11 protein-coding genes are annotated in these 15,963 nt (G+C 73.8%); 8 read left to right on the top strand and 3 right to left on the bottom strand.

Annotated features, from left to right (window positions below):
* The coding region (locus tag ACZ4Z2_RS00280) for a HAMP domain-containing protein (RefSeq protein ID WP_468070791.1) at positions 1-1,019 on the bottom strand (1,019 nt) is incomplete at its 3' end.
* A 103-nt stretch (positions 1,020-1,122) separates the two neighbouring features.
* Between ACZ4Z2_RS00280 and ACZ4Z2_RS00275 the strand changes: the two genes are divergently transcribed.
* Together ACZ4Z2_RS00275 and hemW are read left to right on the top strand one after the other, a co-directional pair.
* Positions 1,123-3,729 carry a SpoIIE family protein phosphatase gene (locus tag ACZ4Z2_RS00275; RefSeq protein WP_468070789.1) on the top strand — a complete coding sequence of 869 codons (2,607 nt, stop codon included), beginning with the start codon at positions 1,123-1,125 and terminating at the stop codon, positions 3,727-3,729.
* A 30-nt stretch (positions 3,730-3,759) separates the two neighbouring features.
* Entirely contained in the window at positions 3,760-4,992 is a 1,233-nt protein-coding gene (gene hemW / locus ACZ4Z2_RS00270) for a radical SAM family heme chaperone HemW (RefSeq protein ID WP_468070787.1), read from the top strand.
* Between the two features lie 485 nt (positions 4,993-5,477).
* Here the strand turns inward: hemW and ACZ4Z2_RS00265 are convergent, their stop codons facing one another.
* Together ACZ4Z2_RS00265 and ACZ4Z2_RS00260 are read right to left on the bottom strand one after the other, a co-directional pair.
* Positions 5,478-6,287 (bottom strand): DUF3097 domain-containing protein, encoded by an 810-nt coding sequence (locus tag ACZ4Z2_RS00265; RefSeq protein ID WP_468070786.1) that lies wholly within the window; start codon positions 6,285-6,287, stop codon positions 5,478-5,480.
* A gap of 42 nt (positions 6,288-6,329) precedes the next feature.
* Positions 6,330-7,067 carry an MBL fold metallo-hydrolase gene (locus ACZ4Z2_RS00260; RefSeq protein ID WP_468070784.1) on the bottom strand — a complete coding sequence of 246 codons (738 nt, stop codon included), beginning with the start codon at positions 7,065-7,067 and terminating at the stop codon, positions 6,330-6,332.
* Positions 7,068-7,387: 320 nt separating this feature from the next.
* Here ACZ4Z2_RS00260 and hrcA point away from each other — a divergent pair, with 320 nt between their 5' ends.
* The 6 genes from hrcA (at position 7,388) to ACZ4Z2_RS00230 (ending at position 15,942) form a co-directional block, all read left to right on the top strand.
* Positions 7,388-8,404 (top strand): heat-inducible transcriptional repressor HrcA, encoded by a 1,017-nt coding sequence (hrcA, locus tag ACZ4Z2_RS00255; protein ID WP_055543005.1) that lies wholly within the window; start codon positions 7,388-7,390, stop codon positions 8,402-8,404.
* The gene (gene dnaJ / locus ACZ4Z2_RS00250; RefSeq protein ID WP_055543006.1) at positions 8,405-9,541 is read left to right on the top strand and encodes a molecular chaperone DnaJ; all 1,137 of its coding nucleotides are present in this window, start codon (positions 8,405-8,407) and stop codon (positions 9,539-9,541) included.
* A gap of 169 nt (positions 9,542-9,710) precedes the next feature.
* Positions 9,711-10,919 (top strand): nitronate monooxygenase, encoded by a 1,209-nt coding sequence (locus ACZ4Z2_RS00245; RefSeq protein WP_468070781.1) that lies wholly within the window; start codon positions 9,711-9,713, stop codon positions 10,917-10,919.
* Positions 10,916-11,665, top strand: a complete 750-nt coding sequence (locus ACZ4Z2_RS00240) for a 16S rRNA (uracil(1498)-N(3))-methyltransferase (protein WP_468070779.1) — start codon at positions 10,916-10,918, stop codon at positions 11,663-11,665. The genes ACZ4Z2_RS00245 and ACZ4Z2_RS00240 overlap by 4 nt, the downstream gene beginning before the upstream one ends.
* A gap of 335 nt (positions 11,666-12,000) precedes the next feature.
* Positions 12,001-12,594 (top strand): hypothetical protein, encoded by a 594-nt coding sequence (locus ACZ4Z2_RS00235; RefSeq protein ID WP_468070777.1) that lies wholly within the window; start codon positions 12,001-12,003, stop codon positions 12,592-12,594.
* Positions 12,595-12,693: 99 nt separating this feature from the next.
* Complete coding sequence (locus tag ACZ4Z2_RS00230) at positions 12,694-15,942, top strand: S41 family peptidase (RefSeq protein WP_468070775.1); 3,249 nt, start codon at positions 12,694-12,696, stop codon at positions 15,940-15,942.
* Positions 15,943-15,963: the final 21 nt, after the last annotated feature.

Raw genomic sequence — 15,963 nt, 5'->3', positions numbered from 1 at the left:
AACTTCAGCTCCAGGATCTCGCCCTGGGCGTCGACCGTGATCTTCTGGCTCAGGTCGCCGTTGGCGACGGCGGTGGTCACCTGGGCGATGTTGCGGACCTGGGAGGTCAGGTTCGACGCCATGAAGTTGACGTTGTCGGTGAGGTCCTTCCAGACCCCGGACACGCCCCTGACCTGGGCCCGGCCGCCCAGCTGGCCCTCGGTGCCGACCTCGCGGGCCACCCTCGTCACCTCGTCCGCGAACGCGGACAGCTGGTCGACCATCGTGTTCACGGTGAGCTTCAGTTCGAGCAACTCGCCGGTCGCCTCGACGGTCACCGTACGGGTGAGATCGCCGCGCGCGACGGCGGTGGTCACCAGGGCGATGTCGCGCACCTGAGCGGTCAGCCGGGAGGCCATGGTGTTGACCGCCTCGGTCACATCCCGCCAACTCCCCGACAGGCCCCGAACCTTGGCCCGGCCGCCGAGCCGCCCCTCGGTGCCGACCTCGCGGGCCACCCGGGTCACCTCGCCGGTGAACAGCGACAGCTGGTCCACCATCTTGTTCACCGCTCGGCCCAACCGGCGTAAGTCGCCCCGCAGTTGACGGTTGCCGTCGTGCAGGTCGACGCGCTGGGTCAGATCGCCGCCGGCCACCGCGTCCAGCACCCGCGTGGCGTTCGCCGCGGGGGCGACCAGGGCGTCGAGCGTCTGGTTCACGTCGTCGACGCGGGTCGCCCACGCGCCCTGGCCGGGGCTGGCCGAGAGGCGCTCGTCCAGCCGGCCGTGCCGCACCAACTCCCGCTTGACGCGCTGCACTTCACCGCCGAAGTGCGTGCTGCGGTCGATGATCTGGTTGAAGAGGGCGCACAGCTCCGCGACCGGCGCGGGACCCGTCTCCGGGGTCTTGGTGAAGGTGCCGTCGCGCGCCGCGGTCATGGCGGCGGTGAGCGCGCGCAGGTCGGACACGCGGATGAGTACGTCCGATCCGCTGTCTTTCTGACCGTCTTCGAGCGCCCGCGTAGCACTGTTCTCACTCATGGTTGCCCACTTCGGTAACTCGGCGCTTATGAGCGTGGCCAGTCTGTCACTCTGTCCGTGCCGCCTGGGGCCTAATCGTCCGAACTTCTCAGGGAGCCGCTCAGTGGGGGCCATTCCGACGCAGCGGGAGACCGTTCCGCGTTCTCCTGATGCGCCCGCCGGTCCGCAGGACACGAGCGCCCCCGAGGGCCGCTCGGGCGCGGCCTACGTCGGATCCGTACGCGCCGGCGCCGACCGGCGCGCGGTGGCGCGGTTGTCGCTGCCCGGGGGGCCGCTCGCGCCCGGAGCCGCCCGGCGCTTCGTCGGCAACGCGCTCCGGGAGTGGACGGATCTCGCGCTCCCCGGTGCCGACGCGTTCGGCGGCCGGCTGGTCGAGGACACGCTCGTGGTGGTCAGCGAACTGGTCACCAACGCGGTCGTCCACGCCGGTACCGACGTCGAACTGCTGTGCCGCTACGACCGTGACGACCGCACCGCCTCCGGCTGGCTCGTCCTCGAGGTCTCCGACCACCATCCCTCCCGCGTGGTACGCGACGAGGGCGCCGCACGCCCGTACCTCGTCGAACGTCCTTACGGCGCTGCCGAGTACGGCCGGGGGCTGCGCCTGGTCGCGGCGGTCTCCGAGGCGTGGGGCATCACCTACCGCACCGGCGTGAAGACCGTCTGGGCCCGGCTGTCGGTGGACGGGGCGCTGGCGGTGGACGAGGACGACGAGCGGGACGAGGGGCTCGGCGCGATCGGGGGGATCGGAGGGCTCGGGGGTCCAGAGGGCTCTGGGGGCCCTGGAGGTCCCGAGGGCCCTGGGGGGCCTGCGGGGTACGGAGGCGGGGGCCGGGAGCCGGACGTGGCGGGGGCGTACGCGGATGATGCGGGACGGGAGGACACGGCCGCCTGCGCCGGCGCGTACGCCACGAGCGGGGAGGGCCACGCGGGGGCGTACGCCACGAGCGGGGACGGTCACGCGGGGGCGTACGCCACGGCCGAGGACGGTCACGCGGGGGCGTACGCCGGGGGGCGTGGCGCTGGAGGGGAGCGGGGGCACGACGGTCTGGACCCGACCCGCCCCACCGGCCCGTTCGACAGGGGGCCGGCCGATCTCGTCGCGCCGGTTCCGCGGCGTGACGTGGAGGGGGACCGGGAGTGGCTGAACCGGGGTGCCCTCTCCTTCCTCGCCGAGGCGTCCGATCTGCTCGCCGGGCAGCTCGACGAGGACCTGGTCGCCGCGCTCGCCGGACAGCTCCTGGTGCCCCGCCTGGCCGACTGGTGCGCGGTGTGGCTGGAGGACGAGACCCTCGGCTGGCGCGGCTCCGACGGCTCCCTCGGACCCGCGCCCCGGCTCGCCCGGGTCTGGCACGGCAGCGAGAACCGCATCGAGGACCTCCGCAGGGCCCTGGAGAAGGACCCGCCCAGGTTGCCCGAGTCGGTCCGCTCGCGGGCGGTGCCGGTGCCGTGGCCACGGATGGGCAACCCGGCACGCGACAGCGCCGCACGGGCGGCGGCGGACGTGGACACGGGCGCGGGCGCGGGCGCTAGCACGAACGCCGACACGCCTGAGGACCCGCACGAGGACACCCACGCACCGGCGGCCTCGGGTGCCTCGGCGGCTTCGGCCACCCCGCCCGCGCAGCCAGGTGCCGCGTCACCCCCGGCGGGCGGGACGGAGCCTTCCGACGGCCCCTCCGGCGACCCCTCGAGCGGCCCCTCCGAAGACCGGCGCAAGGGCGGTGAGCCCGGAGGCAGGGGCGCGGACGGGGCGGCGCTGGCGTACCGGCTGATCGCCGGTGGGCGGCCGCTCGGCACGCTCGTGATCGGCCGCGCCGGGCTGCTCCGTTTCCCGGACGAGCTGACCGGGCTCGTCGAGGACCTCAGCCGCCGCATCGCCCTGGCGATCGGGGCGGCCCGCCAGTACGCCCGCCAGGCCACCATCAGCCGGGTCCTCCAGCGCGGACTGCTCCCGGGCGCGGTCGCCGAGATCCCCGGGGTGACCAGCGCCCTCGTGTACGAACCGCGCGACAAGGGCGGACCGAGCGGCGACTTCTACGACCTGTTCCCGGCGGGCCGGGGCCGCTGGTGCTTCGCGCTCGGCGACGTCCAGGGAAAAGGCCCCGAGGCCGCCGTCGTCATCGGCCTCGCCCGCCCCTGGCTCCGGCTGCTCGCCCGCGAGGGCTACGGCGTCGCCGACGTGCTCGACCGCCTCAACCAGCTCCTCCTGGACGACGCGACCGAGACGGCCGACGCCGCCGCCCGGGCCCTGGTCACGGCGGGCGATCCCGGTCTCGTCGACCCGGAGGCGTCCCAGACCCGCTTCCTCTCCCTCCTCTACGGCGAACTCGTTCCCTTCGACGGCGGCGTCCGCTGCACCCTCGCCTCGGCCGGACACCCGCTGCCGCTCCTCCTCGGCCCGGAAGGTGACGTACGGACCGTGGCCGAGCCGCAGACCCTGCTGGGTGTGATCGAGGACGCGGAGTACGTCTCGGAGACGTTCGAGCTGCGCCCCGGTGACACGCTGCTCAGCGTGACCGACGGGGTGACCGAGCGGCGCAGCGGTCCGGTCATGTTCGACGACGCCGACGGCCTCGCGAGCGCGCTGGCCGGCTGCGCCGGACTCGACGCCCAGCTGATCGCCGAACGGATCCGCCGGCTCGTGCACGAGTTCGGACCGGGCGCTCCGGAGGACGACCTGGCGCTGCTGGTGCTCCAGGCGGAGTAGCCGCCGCTCAGGTGCTGGACAATGGAACGCATGCCTTCCGCACTTCCCGACGGTGAGCCCGTCCCCGACGACGGGGCGCTGCCCGCGCACGCCCTGGCCGGGGCGGCCGAGCGGCCCCTCGGGTTCTATCTGCACGTCCCGTACTGCGCGACCCGCTGCGGGTACTGCGACTTCAACACCTACACCGCGACCGAGCTGCGCGGCACGGGCGGCGTGCTGGCCTCCCGTGACAACTACGCGGACACCGTCGTCGACGAGATCCGCCTCGCCCGCAAGGTCCTCGGCGACGACCCGCGGCCCGTCCGCACGGTCTTCGTCGGCGGCGGCACCCCCACACTGCTGGACCCCGGCGATCTCGTACGGATGCTGGGGGCGATCCGCGACGAGTTCGGGCTCGCGGACGACGCCGAGGTGACGACGGAGGCGAACCCGGAGTCCGTGGACCCCGCGTACCTGGCGACCCTGCGGGCCGGCGGCTTCAACCGGATCTCCTTCGGTATGCAGAGCGCCCGGCAGCACGTCCTGCGGATCCTCGACCGGACGCACACGCCGGGGCGCCCGGAGGCGTGTGTCGCGGAGGCGCGCGCGGCCGGGTTCGAGCACGTCAACCTCGACCTGATCTACGGCACGCCCGGGGAGTCCGACGACGACTGGCGGGCCTCCCTGGACGCGGCGCTCGGCGCCGGGCCGGACCACGTCTCGGCGTACGCGCTGATCGTCGAGGAGGGCACGCGGCTCGCGCGGCGGATCCGGCGGGGCGAGGTGCCGATGACGGACGACGACGTGCACGCCGACCGGTATCTGATCGCCGAGGAGATGCTCTCGGCCGCCGGCTTCGACTGGTACGAGGTCTCCAACTGGGCGACCTCCGACGCGGGCCGGTGCCTCCACAACGAGCTGTACTGGCGCGGCGCCGACTGGTGGGGCGCGGGGCCGGGCGCGCACAGCCATGTCGGCGGTGTGCGCTGGTGGAACGTCAAGCACCCCGGCGCGTACGCGGGGGCGCTGGCGGCGGGGAGGTCGCCGGGAGCGGGACGGGAACTGCTGTCGGACGAGGACCGCCGGGTGGAGCGGATCCTGCTGGAGCTGAGGCTGCGCGAGGGCGTGCCGCTGGACCTGCTGCGGGAGGAGGGGCGCGCGGCCGCCCGCCGGGCACTCACGGACGGGCTGCTGGCGAGGGAGCCGTACGACGAGGGGCGCGCGGTACTGACCCTGCGGGGCCGCCTCCTCGCCGACGCGGTCGTCCGAGACCTCGTCGACTGACCGACCACCGCTCCTGCCGCCGACCGGCCCCTCGCGGGCCGGGCCGACCATCTGCCCCGATGCGAGCTCTCACGGGCCGACCGGCTGTTCGTTGTCGTGGCGGCTTTCGGGGGCCGACGGGCTGTTCGTTGTGGTGGCGGCTTTCGGGGGCCGACGGGCTGTTCGTTGTGGTGGCGGCTTTCGGGGGCCGACCGGCTGCTCGTTGTGGTGGCGGCTCTCGCGGGTCGACCGGCCGGCCGACGCGGATCGGGACCTCGGGGGCCGACCGGCCGTCCCTCGCGGTGCGGGCCCTCGCTGGCCGAACCGTCATCCGTTGTGCGCCGGCTCTCGTCGGCTGACCGGCCTCCGTCGCGGATCGGGATCTCGGGGGCCGAACCGTCATCCGTTGTGTGCCGGCTCTCGTCGGCCGACCCGCCTCCGTCGCGGTGTGGGCCCTCGTCGGCCGCCCCGACATCCGACGGCCTCCGACCCCAGGGGGCGGCCCGCTACCCGTCGCCGACCGTGACGAAGTCGATCAGTTCTTCCACTCGGCCCAGCAGCGCCGGCTCCAGGTCCTTGTAGGACCGCACGCTCCCCAGGATCCGCTGCCACGCCGCACCGGTGTTCTCCGGCCAGCCCAGCGCCCGGCACACCCCGGTCTTCCAGTCCTGGCCGCGCGGCACCCGGGGCCACGCCCCGACGCCCAGGGCGGACGGCTTCACCGCCTCCCAGATGTCGATGTACGGGTGGCCGACGACCAGGACGTCGTCGCCGGTCACGGAGGCGGCGATGCGGGACTCCTTGCTGCCCGGGACCAGGTGGTCGACCAGGACGCCCAGCCGCGCGTCGGGGCCGGGGGCGAAGTCCGCGACGATCTCCGGGAGGTCGTCCACGCCCTCCAGGTACTCCACCACCACGCCCTCGATCCGCAGGTCGTCGCCCCAGACCTTCTCGACCAGCTCGGCGTCGTGGCGGCCCTCCACATAGATCCGGCCGGCGCGGGCCACCCGCGCGCGGGCGCCGGGGACGGCGACCGAGCCGGACGCCGTACGGGCCGGGCGGGCCGGGGCGGCGGACGAGGGGCGCACCAGCGTCACCACCTGCCCCTCCAGCAGGAACCCGCGCGGCTCCAGCGGGAAAACCCGGTGCTTGCCGAAGCGGTCCTCCAGGGTCACCGTGCCCGCCTCGCAGCGGATCACCGCGCCGCAGAAACCGGTGTCGGCCTCCTCGACCACCAGGCCCGGGTCGGCCGGGACCTCGGGAACCGGCTTGGGCTTCTTCCACGGCGGGGTCAGGTCCGGAGAGTACTGGCGCATTCGGATGACGATAGGAGAACCCGCGCCCGGAAGCGCCCCCGCTCAGCCCGACACGCCGAAGCGGCGTGCGAGCGTGTCGCGCTGGGTCCGGACGAACGCCGCGTCGACCACCGCCCCGTGCCCGGGCACGTACAGGGCGTCCTCTCCGCCCAGCTCCAGCAACCGGTCCAGCGCGGCCGGCCAGTGGGACGGTACGGCGTCCGGGCCGGCCTGGGGCTCGCCGGACTCCTCCACCAGGTCCCCGCAGAAGACGATCTCGGGGGCGGCGGACGAGCCGGGCACCAGGACCGCCAGGTCGTGCGGCGTGTGCCCCGGCCCCACGTTCGCCAGCAGCACCTGGGGGCCGTCGCCCAGATCCAGGGTCCACTCGCCCGAGACCTGGTGCCGGGGGCGTACCAGCAGGTCGGCGGCCTCGGCGGCGTCCTCGGCGGGGAGCCCGTGGCGGACGGCGTCGGCGCGCAGTTCGTCCCGCCCGCCGTCCAGGACGCCGTCCAGGCCCACCGCGCCGAACACCTCCACCCCGGCGAAGACGGACGCCCCGAAGACATGGTCGAAGTGGGAGTGGGTGAGCGCGAGATGTGTCACACGGGCGCCGCCGAGCAGCTCGCGAGCCTCGGCACGCAACCGCGCGCCCTCCCGCAGGCTCGAACCCGCGTCGACCAGGAGGGCCGCCCCGTCCCCGACCACCAGCCCGACCGTGCAGTCCCAGCCGGGGAGGCGGCACCGCCCGACCCGCGGCGCCAGTCCCTCCCACCCGCACTCTTCCCAAGTCACCGTCATGACCCGACGCTAGCCCCCCAGGGGCGCGGGACGACCCGGCGCGGTGCCCGTGGCGCCCGGAAAGGGCGCCCCCCGTCCGGCACCCCGTGTCCCTCGTCACTCCTCGCCGGGCCGCGGCGGCCCCGCGCCGCGTCCGTACCCGTCGGTAGAGAGCGGTGCGACATCGTCGGACAGGTCGGTACACGTCGGCACGACATGGCTGGACCGGCCTTGCCGGGGGCGTACCCCACCGCCGTACACTGGGCGGGGAGTGTTGGCACTCGCCCGAGGTGAGTGCCAAGGGGGAAGTCGCGCGGGAGACGAGCTGGAGGTGTGCGCGAATGCTCAGTGAACGCAGGCTCCAGGTGCTGCGCGCCATCGTCCAGGACTATGTCGGCACCGAGGAGCCGGTGGGGTCGAAGGCCCTCACCGAGCGGCACAACCTCGGCGTGTCCCCGGCGACGGTCCGCAACGACATGGCGGCGCTGGAGGACGAGGGCTACATCGCCCAGCCCCACACCAGCGCGGGCCGCATCCCCACCGACAAGGGGTACCGGCTCTTCGTCGACAAGCTGGCCGGCGTCAAGCCCATGACCGCGCCGGAGCGGCGCGCGATCCAGAACTTCCTGGACGGCGCCGTCGACCTGGATGACGTGGTCGCGCGAACCGTACGGCTGTTGGCTCAGCTGACCCGGCAGGTCGCCGTCGTGCAGTACCCGTCGCTGACCCGCTCGACGGTGCGCCACGTGGAGCTGCTGTCGCTGGCCCCCGCCAGGCTGATGCTCGTGCTGATCACGGACACCGGCCGGGTGGAGCAGCGCATGGTCGACTGCCCGGCGCCCTTCGGAGAAACGTCTCTCGCGGATCTGCGGGCCCGGCTCAACAGCCGGGTCGCGGGCCGCCGGTTCACCGACGTGCCCCGGCTGGTCGAGGACCTGCCGGAGGCGTTCGACGTCGAGGACCGGGGTACGGTCTCGACGGTGCTCTCCACGCTGCTGGAGACCCTTGTCGAGGAGAACGAGGAGCGGCTGATGATCGGCGGCACCGCCAATCTGACCCGCTTCGGACATGACTTCCCCCTCACGATCCGGCCCGTCCTCGAAGCCCTCGAGGAACAGGTCGTCCTCCTCAAGTTGCTGGGGGAGGCGGGGGATTCGGGCATGACCGTCCGCATCGGTCACGAGAACGCGTATGAGGGACTCAACTCCACGTCCGTCGTCTCGGTCGGCTACGGTTCGGGCGGCGAGGCAGTCGCGAAACTGGGCGTGGTCGGACCTACGCGCATGGACTATCCGGGAACGATGGGAGCGGTACGAGCGGTGGCACGGTACGTCGGACAGATCCTGGCGGAGTCTTAAGTGGCCACGGACTACTACGCCGTACTCGGCGTGCGCCGCGACGCGTCCCAGGACGAGATCAAGAAGGCGTTCCGCAGGCTCGCTCGCGAGCTGCACCCGGACGTCAACCCCGATCCGAAGACGCAGGAGCGGTTCAAGGAGATCAACGCGGCGTACGAGGTTCTCTCGGACCCGCAGAAGAAGCAGGTCTACGACCTCGGCGGCGACCCGCTGTCCCAGTCGGGCGGCGGAGGCGCGGGCGGCTTCGGAGCCGGCGGCTTCGGGAACTTCTCGGACATCATGGACGCCTTCTTCGGTACGGCGTCCCAGCGCGGCCCCCGGTCGCGCACGCGCCGCGGCCAGGACGCGATGATCCGGCTGGAGGTCGACCTCGACGAGGCCGCCTTCGGCACGACGAAGGACATCCAGGTCGACACGGCCGTGGTGTGCGGCACCTGCAGCGGCGAGGGCGCGGCCCCCGGCACGAGCGCGCAGACCTGTGACATGTGCCGCGGCCGCGGTGAGGTCTCGCAGGTCACGCGGTCCTTCCTGGGCCAGGTCATGACCTCCCGGCCCTGCCCGCAGTGCCAGGGCTTCGGCACGATCGTCCCGAACCCGTGCCCCGAGTGCGCGGGCGACGGACGGGTGCGGTCGCGGCGGACGCTGACGGTGAAGATCCCGGCCGGCGTCGACAACGGCACACGCATCCAGCTGGCCGGCGAGGGCGAGGTCGGGCCCGGCGGCGGTCCCGCCGGTGACCTCTACGTCGAGATCCACGAGCTGCCGCACCCGACGTTCCAGCGGCGTGGCGACGACCTGCACTGCACGGTGACGATCCCCATGACCGCGGCGGCGCTCGGCACCAAGGTGCCGCTGGAGACGCTGGACGGCCTGGAGGAGGTCGACATCCGGCCCGGTACCCAGTCCGGCCAGTCGATCCCGCTGCACGGGCGCGGTGTCACACACCTGCGCGGCGGGGGCCGTGGCGACCTCATCGTCCACGTCGAGGTGCAGACCCCGACGAAGCTCGACCCCGAGCAGGAGCAGCTGCTGCGGCAGCTGGCCGCGCTGCGGGGCGAGGAGCGGCCGACGGGGCAGTTCCAGCCGGGCCAGCAGGGGTTGTTCTCGCGGCTGAAGGACGCGTTCAACGGGCGCTAGCCGGTTCGTTCGGCTGCGGGTGCGTGGGGGCTGGTCGCGCAGTTCCCCGCGCCCCTGGAAGCCGAGGGCTGCGCACCCGTGCTTTTCCAAGAAGGATCACGAACCACGGCAGGCGGCCCCCGGCCCCACCGGATTCGGTCGGGGTTCGGGGACGTGAAACCATGCGGCCATGTCCTCCTCCGCACTGACCGATCTCTTTCCTCTCCCGATCGTGCAGGCCCCGATGGCGGGCGGGGTCTCCGTCCCGCCGCTGGCCGCCGCCGTGTCCGAGGCCGGGGGCCTGGGGTTCCTGGCCGCCGGCTACAAGACGGCCGACGGGATGTACCAGGAGATCAACGCGCTCCGGGCGCTCACCTCACGCCCGTTCGGCGTGAACCTGTTCATGCCCCAGCCCGAGTACGCGGAGCCCGCCGCCGTCGAGGTGTACGCGGAACAGCTGGCCGGTGAGGCCACCTGGTACGGGACGGAGCTGGGCGACCCCGACAGCGGGCGCGACGACGGCTACGAGGCCAAACTCGCCGTCCTGCTCGACAACCCCGTGCCGGTGGTCTCCTTCCACTTCGGCTGCCCGACCCCCGAGGTCATCGAGTCTCTCGCCCGCAAGGGCACGCTGACCCTCGTCACGGCCACCTCCGCGGAGGAGGCGCAGGCCGTGGAGCGGTCGGGCGCCCACGCGGTGATCGTGCAGGGCGTCGAGGCGGGCGGCCACCAGGGCACCCACCGCGACGACCCCGAGCGGGACTGCGCCGGCATCGGACTGCTCGCCCTGGTCGCCCAGGTCCGGGAGGCCGTGGCGCTGCCGATCGTCGCGGCCGGCGGGATCATGCGCGGCGGCCAGATCGCCGCCCTCCTCACGGCGGGCGCGAGCGCCGCCCAGCTCGGTACGGCGTTCCTCGCCACACCCGAGTCGGGGGCCGCCGCCGTGCACAAGCGGGCGCTCACCGACCCCCTCTTCGTCCGCACGGAGCTGACCCGCGCCTTCTCCGGGCGCCCGGCCCGGGGCCTGGTCAACCGCTTCATGCGCGAGCACGGTCCGTACGCGCCCGTCGCCTACCCGGAGGTCCACCACCTGACCTCGCCGCTGCGCAAGGCCGCCGCCAGGGCCGAGGACCCGCAGGGCATGGCGCTGTGGGCCGGGCAGGGGCACCGGATGGCGCGGGACCTGCCCGCCGGGGAACTGGTCGGCGTACTCGCCGCCGAGATCGCCGCGGCGCAGGCCGCGGTCGTGTCCGCGGGGATCGGGACGGCCGGGATCGGGACGGCCGGGATCGGGACGGCCGGGCCGGGCTCGGCCTCCGCGCCGACGTCCCCGCAGGCCTCCGCTTCCGGTTCCGACGAGGCCGGCTCCGGGACCGCGACGGGCGGTGAGGGCCGATGACCGCTCCCGTATTCGTCGTCGAGTCGCTGGAGCTGCCCCCCGGCAGCGGCGGCGAGTTCGTCCTCGACGGGCCCGAGGGGCGGCACGCCGTCTCCGTGAAGCGGCTGCGGCCCGGGGAGGACGTCGTCCTCACCGACGGGCGCGGCCGGTGGGCCGAGGGGATCGTCAAGGCGGCCGAGGGCAAGGACCGGCTCGTGGTGACGGACCTGGAGTCCGTCCACGAGGAGCCGGTGGCGCGGCCCAGGATCACCGTCGTACAGGCGCTGCCGAAGGGGGACCGGGGCGAGCTGGCCGTCGAGACCATGACCGAGGTCGGGATCGACGCGATCGTGCCGTGGGCGGCTTCGCGGTGCATCACGCAGTGGAAGGGCGAGCGGGGGCTCAAGGCCCTCGCCAAGTGGCGGGCCACCGCGCGGGAGGCGGGCAAGCAGTCGCGGCGCGTACGGTTCCCCGAGGTCGGGGAACTGGCGACGGGCAAGCAGGTCGCCGCGTTGCTCGCGGCGGCGGACTTCGCGGGGGTGCTGCACGAGAGCGGGGACGCTGCGCTGGCCTCGGCGGAACTTCCCTCCGCCGGGGAGATCGTGCTGGTCGTGGGGCCTGAAGGGGGCGTCTCCCCGGAGGAGTTGGCGTTGTTCGCGGAGGCCGGGGCCCGGGCGTACCGGCTGGGGCCGAGTGTGCTGCGGACGTCCACCGCGGGGACGGCGGCGGGGGCGTTGTTGCTGACGCGTACGGGGCGGTGGGGGTGACCGGGGGCGCCCAGTAGCTCGGGGGCGACTGTTGTAGGGCGGCTGCGGGTGCGTCGCGGTTGTTCGCGCAGTTCCCCGCGCCCCTGAAAAGCGACCGGGGCTGCGCCCCGTGCTTTTCGACGGCGCCACCCGCTGAAGGCCGGGCCGCAGGCCCGAGCCTTCAGGGGCGCGGGGAACTGCGCGAGCAACCCCCACCCGCACCCGCACCCGCGAACGTACCCTCCGGCCCGAGTTCTTGGGCGCATATCCACGGCCGCGCGGGGAACACCCCGGCTGGGGGAGCGTGGCTGCATGTGGTCTTTCGTCGTGGGCCCAGTGGTGGGAGGCTGCCGTCCATGGGGGTTTTGGGACGAGTAAGGGTGAATCGGTCCACAGGGCGCCGGACGTGGGCGCGCGCCGGACTCGGGCTCGTGGCGGTCGTCGCGCTCGCCGCCTGCGAGGGGGGCGGCATCAACACCGGCGCCGTCGCCTTCACCACGGACCAGATGGGGACCAAGGAACTGGAGCGGCACGGCGTCGACGTCCAGTGGCTCACCTGCACAGCCTCGTACGGCGACAACGGCGACAACGGCGACAACGGCGACAGTCGTGACGACGGCGGCGACAGGAAGAAGTCCGCTTCGCCCTCCGCTTCCGTCGACACCGTGGCGAACGTGAACTGCGAGGGCGAGGACAAGAAGGGCCGTGACATCACGATCACCGGGAAGGTGACCAAGGAGGTCAACGGCAAGTGCGTACGCGGTGATCTGACCGCCAAGGTCGACGGCAAGCAGCGCTTCCACGTCGACGTGCTCGGCAACTGCAACGCCCCCGACCCCACCCCCGGAACACCGGACCAGCCGGGGCGGCCCGGCCCCACCGCGACGGTGACCGTCACCCAGACCATCTGGTGCCAGAAGGACCCGCAGTGCTGGCCGGAGGGGAAGTAGCCGGCGGGTAGGGGGCGTGAAAGGTGCAAGTGCGGTTCGTGGCGGGCGACGTGATCCAAACGTCTCCCCAGACGCCCGTGCGCTGCTTACAGTGACCGGGTGACTCAGACCGTACCGTCCACACCGTCCGTTCAGGCCGTCCATTCCGTTCCGACCGCGTATCTCCGATACCCGCACCTGCACGGCGACTTGATCGCCTTCACCGCCGAGGACGACGTCTGGGTCGCCCCGCTCGACGGCGGTCGTGCGTGGCGCGTCAGCGCGGACAACATGCCCGTCAACCACCCTCGCATCTCCCCGGACGGCACGCTCGTCGCGTGGACCTCCACCCGGGACGGCGCCCCCGAGGTGCATGTCGCACCCGTCGACGGCGGCCCCGCCAAGCGCCTCACGCACTGGGGCAGTTGGCGGACCCAGGTGCGCGGCTGGACCCCCGACGGGCAGGTCCTCGCCCTCAGCACCCAGGGACAGCCCAGCCTGCGGCAGAGCTGGGCGCGGGCCGTCCCGCTCGACGGCGGACCCGCCACGACCCTGCCGTACGGGCCGGTCGGCCATGTCGCGTACGGCCCGGCCACCGTGCTGCTGTCCGCGCCGATGGGTCGCGAGGCCGCCTGGTGGAAGCGGTACCGGGGCGGCACGGCGGGCAAGCTGTGGATCGACCGCGAGGGCGACGGCGAGTTCGTCCGCCTGCACGCCGACCTCGACGGGAACCTGGAGTACCCGCTGTGGGTGGGCGACCGGATCGCGTTCCTCTCCGACCACGAGGGCGTCGGCGCGCTGTACTCGTCGCTCGCGGACGGCTCCGACCTGCGGCGCCACACGCCCGTCGAGGGTTTCTACGCCCGGCACGCGGCCACCGACGGCACCCGGGTCGTGTACTCGTCCGCCGGTGAACTGTGGCTGCTGGACGACCTCGACGGGGCCGAGCCGCGCCGGGTCGACGTGCGGCTGGGCGGGCAGCGCGTCGACCTCCAGCCGTTCCCGGTGAACGCCTCCCGCTGGTTCGGCTCCGCCTCGCCCGACCACACCGCCCGGGGCAGCGCCGTCGCCGTCCGCGGCTCCGTGCACTGGGTCACCCACCGCTCCGGCCCCGCCCGCGCGCTCGCCGCCGAGCACGGGGTACGGGCCAGGCTGCCGCGCGCCTTCCGGGTGGAGGGCGAGGAATGGGTGGTGTGGGTGACGGACGCGGAGGGCGACGACGCCCTGGAGTTCGCCCCCGCGACCGGCACCGGACCGGGCACGACTCCCCGCCGGCTCGCCGCCGGGCAGCTGGGCCGCGTCCTCGGGCTCGCCGTGGCGCCCGACGGCAGCCGGGTCGCCGTCGCCGCGCACGACGGGCGGGTGCTGCTCGTGGAGCGGGAGACGGGCGAGGTCCGGGAGGTCGACCGCAGCGAGGACGGGGAGGCGACCGGGCTCGTCTTCTCGCCCGACTCGGGCTGGCTCGCCTGGTCGCACCCCGGCGCGCGCCCCCTGCGTCAGCTCAAGCTCGCCAACACCGCCGACCTGTCCGTCACCGAGGCCACCCCGCTCCGCTTCCAGGACTTCTCCCCGGCGTTCACCCTCGACGGCAAGCACCTGGCCTTCCTCTCCGCGCGCGCCTTCGACCCCGTCTATGACGAACACGTCTTCGACCTGCACTTCGTCAGCGGCGCCCGCCCGCACCTCATCACGCTCGCCGCGACCACCCCGTCACCCTTCGGGCCGCAGCGTCACGGCCGGCCGTTCGAGGCGCCCGACAAGGAGGAGACCCCGGACAGCGAGGGCGCCCCCGTCACCCGGATCGACCTCGAAGGGCTCGCCGACCGGATCGTGCCCTTCCCCGTCGAGGCCGCCCGCTACTCCACGCTCCGCGCCGCCAAGGACGGCGTGCTGTGGTTGCGCCACCCCGTTACCGGCGTCCTCGGCCACTCCCGGGCCACCCCCGACGACCCCGACCCGAAGACGAGCCTGGAGCGGTACGACCTCGCCCAGCGGCGCCTGGAGTACCTCGCCTCCGACGCCGAGCACTACGCCGTCAGCGGCGACGGCAAACGGGTGCTGCTGTGGACCGACGGCAAACTCAAGGTCGTCCCCAGCGACCGGCGGGCCTCGGGCGACGACGACAGCGACAGCAACATCACCGTCGACCTCAGCCGCGTCCGGCAGACCGTCGACCCGGCCGCCGAGTGGCGGCAGATGTTCGACGAGACCGGCCGCCTCATGCGGGACAACTTCTGGCGCCCCGACCTCGGCGGCGTCGACTGGCAGGCCGTCCTCGACCGCTACCGGCCCGTCCTCGACCGGGTCGCCACCCACGACGACCTCGTCGACCTGCTGTGGGAGGTGCAGGGCGAACTGGGCACGTCCCACGCCTACGTCACCCCGCGCGGCGGCGGAGTCTCCGGCGACCGGCGGCAGGGCCTCCTGGGCGCGGACATCTCCCGGCACGAGGACGGCACCTGGCGCATCGACCGCGTCCTGCCCTCCGAGACCTCCGACCCCGACGCGCACGCGCCGCTCGCCGCGCCCGGCGTGGCCGTGCGGGCCGGCGACGCGATCGTCGCCGTCGGCGGGCAGCCCGTCGATCCCGTGGCCGGGCCCGGACCGCTGCTCGTCGGCACCGCGGGCAAGGCGGTCGAACTGACCGTCCTGCCCTCCGGCGGCGGCGACCCGCGCCACACCGTCGTCGTGCCCATCGCGGACGAGGAACCGCTGCGGTACCACGCGTGGGTGGCGGACCGGCGGGCCTACGTCCACGAGAAGTCCGGCGGACGGCTCGGCTATCTGCACGTGCCCGACATGGTCGGCTCCGGCTGGGCGCAGCTCCACCGGGACCTGCGGGTCGAGGTCGCGCGGGAGGGGCTCGTCGTGGACGTCCGGGAGAACCGGGGCGGACACACCTCTCAGCTGGTGGTGGAGAAGCTGGCGCGGCGGATCGTGGGCTGGGACCTGCCGCGCGGGATGCGGGCGACCAGCTACCCCGACGACGCGCCCCGGGGGCCCGTCGTCGCCGTCGCCAACGAGTTCTCCGGCTCCGACGGGGACATCGTGAACGCGGCGATCAAGGCGCTCGGGATCGGGCCGGTCGTCGGGACGCGGACGTGGGGCGGGGTCGTCGGCATCGACAGCCGGTACCGCCTCGTCGACGGGACGCTGGTGACCCAGCCGAAGTACGCGTTCTGGCTGGAGGGGTACGGGTGGGGTGTCGAGAACCACGGCGTCGACCCGGACGTCGAGGTCGTCCAGGCGCCGCAGGACCATGCGGCCGGGCGTGACCCTCAGCTGGACGAGGCGATCCGGATCGCGTTGGCGGGGCTGGAGGAGACACCGGCGAAGACGGCACCGGGGCTGCCGGGCGAGAGCGCCTAGTAGCTCGGGGGTGCGCGGATT

Source organism: Streptomyces sp. NPDC030183 (genome assembly GCF_055573455.1).
The sequence above is the reverse complement of the archived record's forward strand: the minus strand, read 5'-3'. Positions and strand labels throughout refer to the sequence as shown.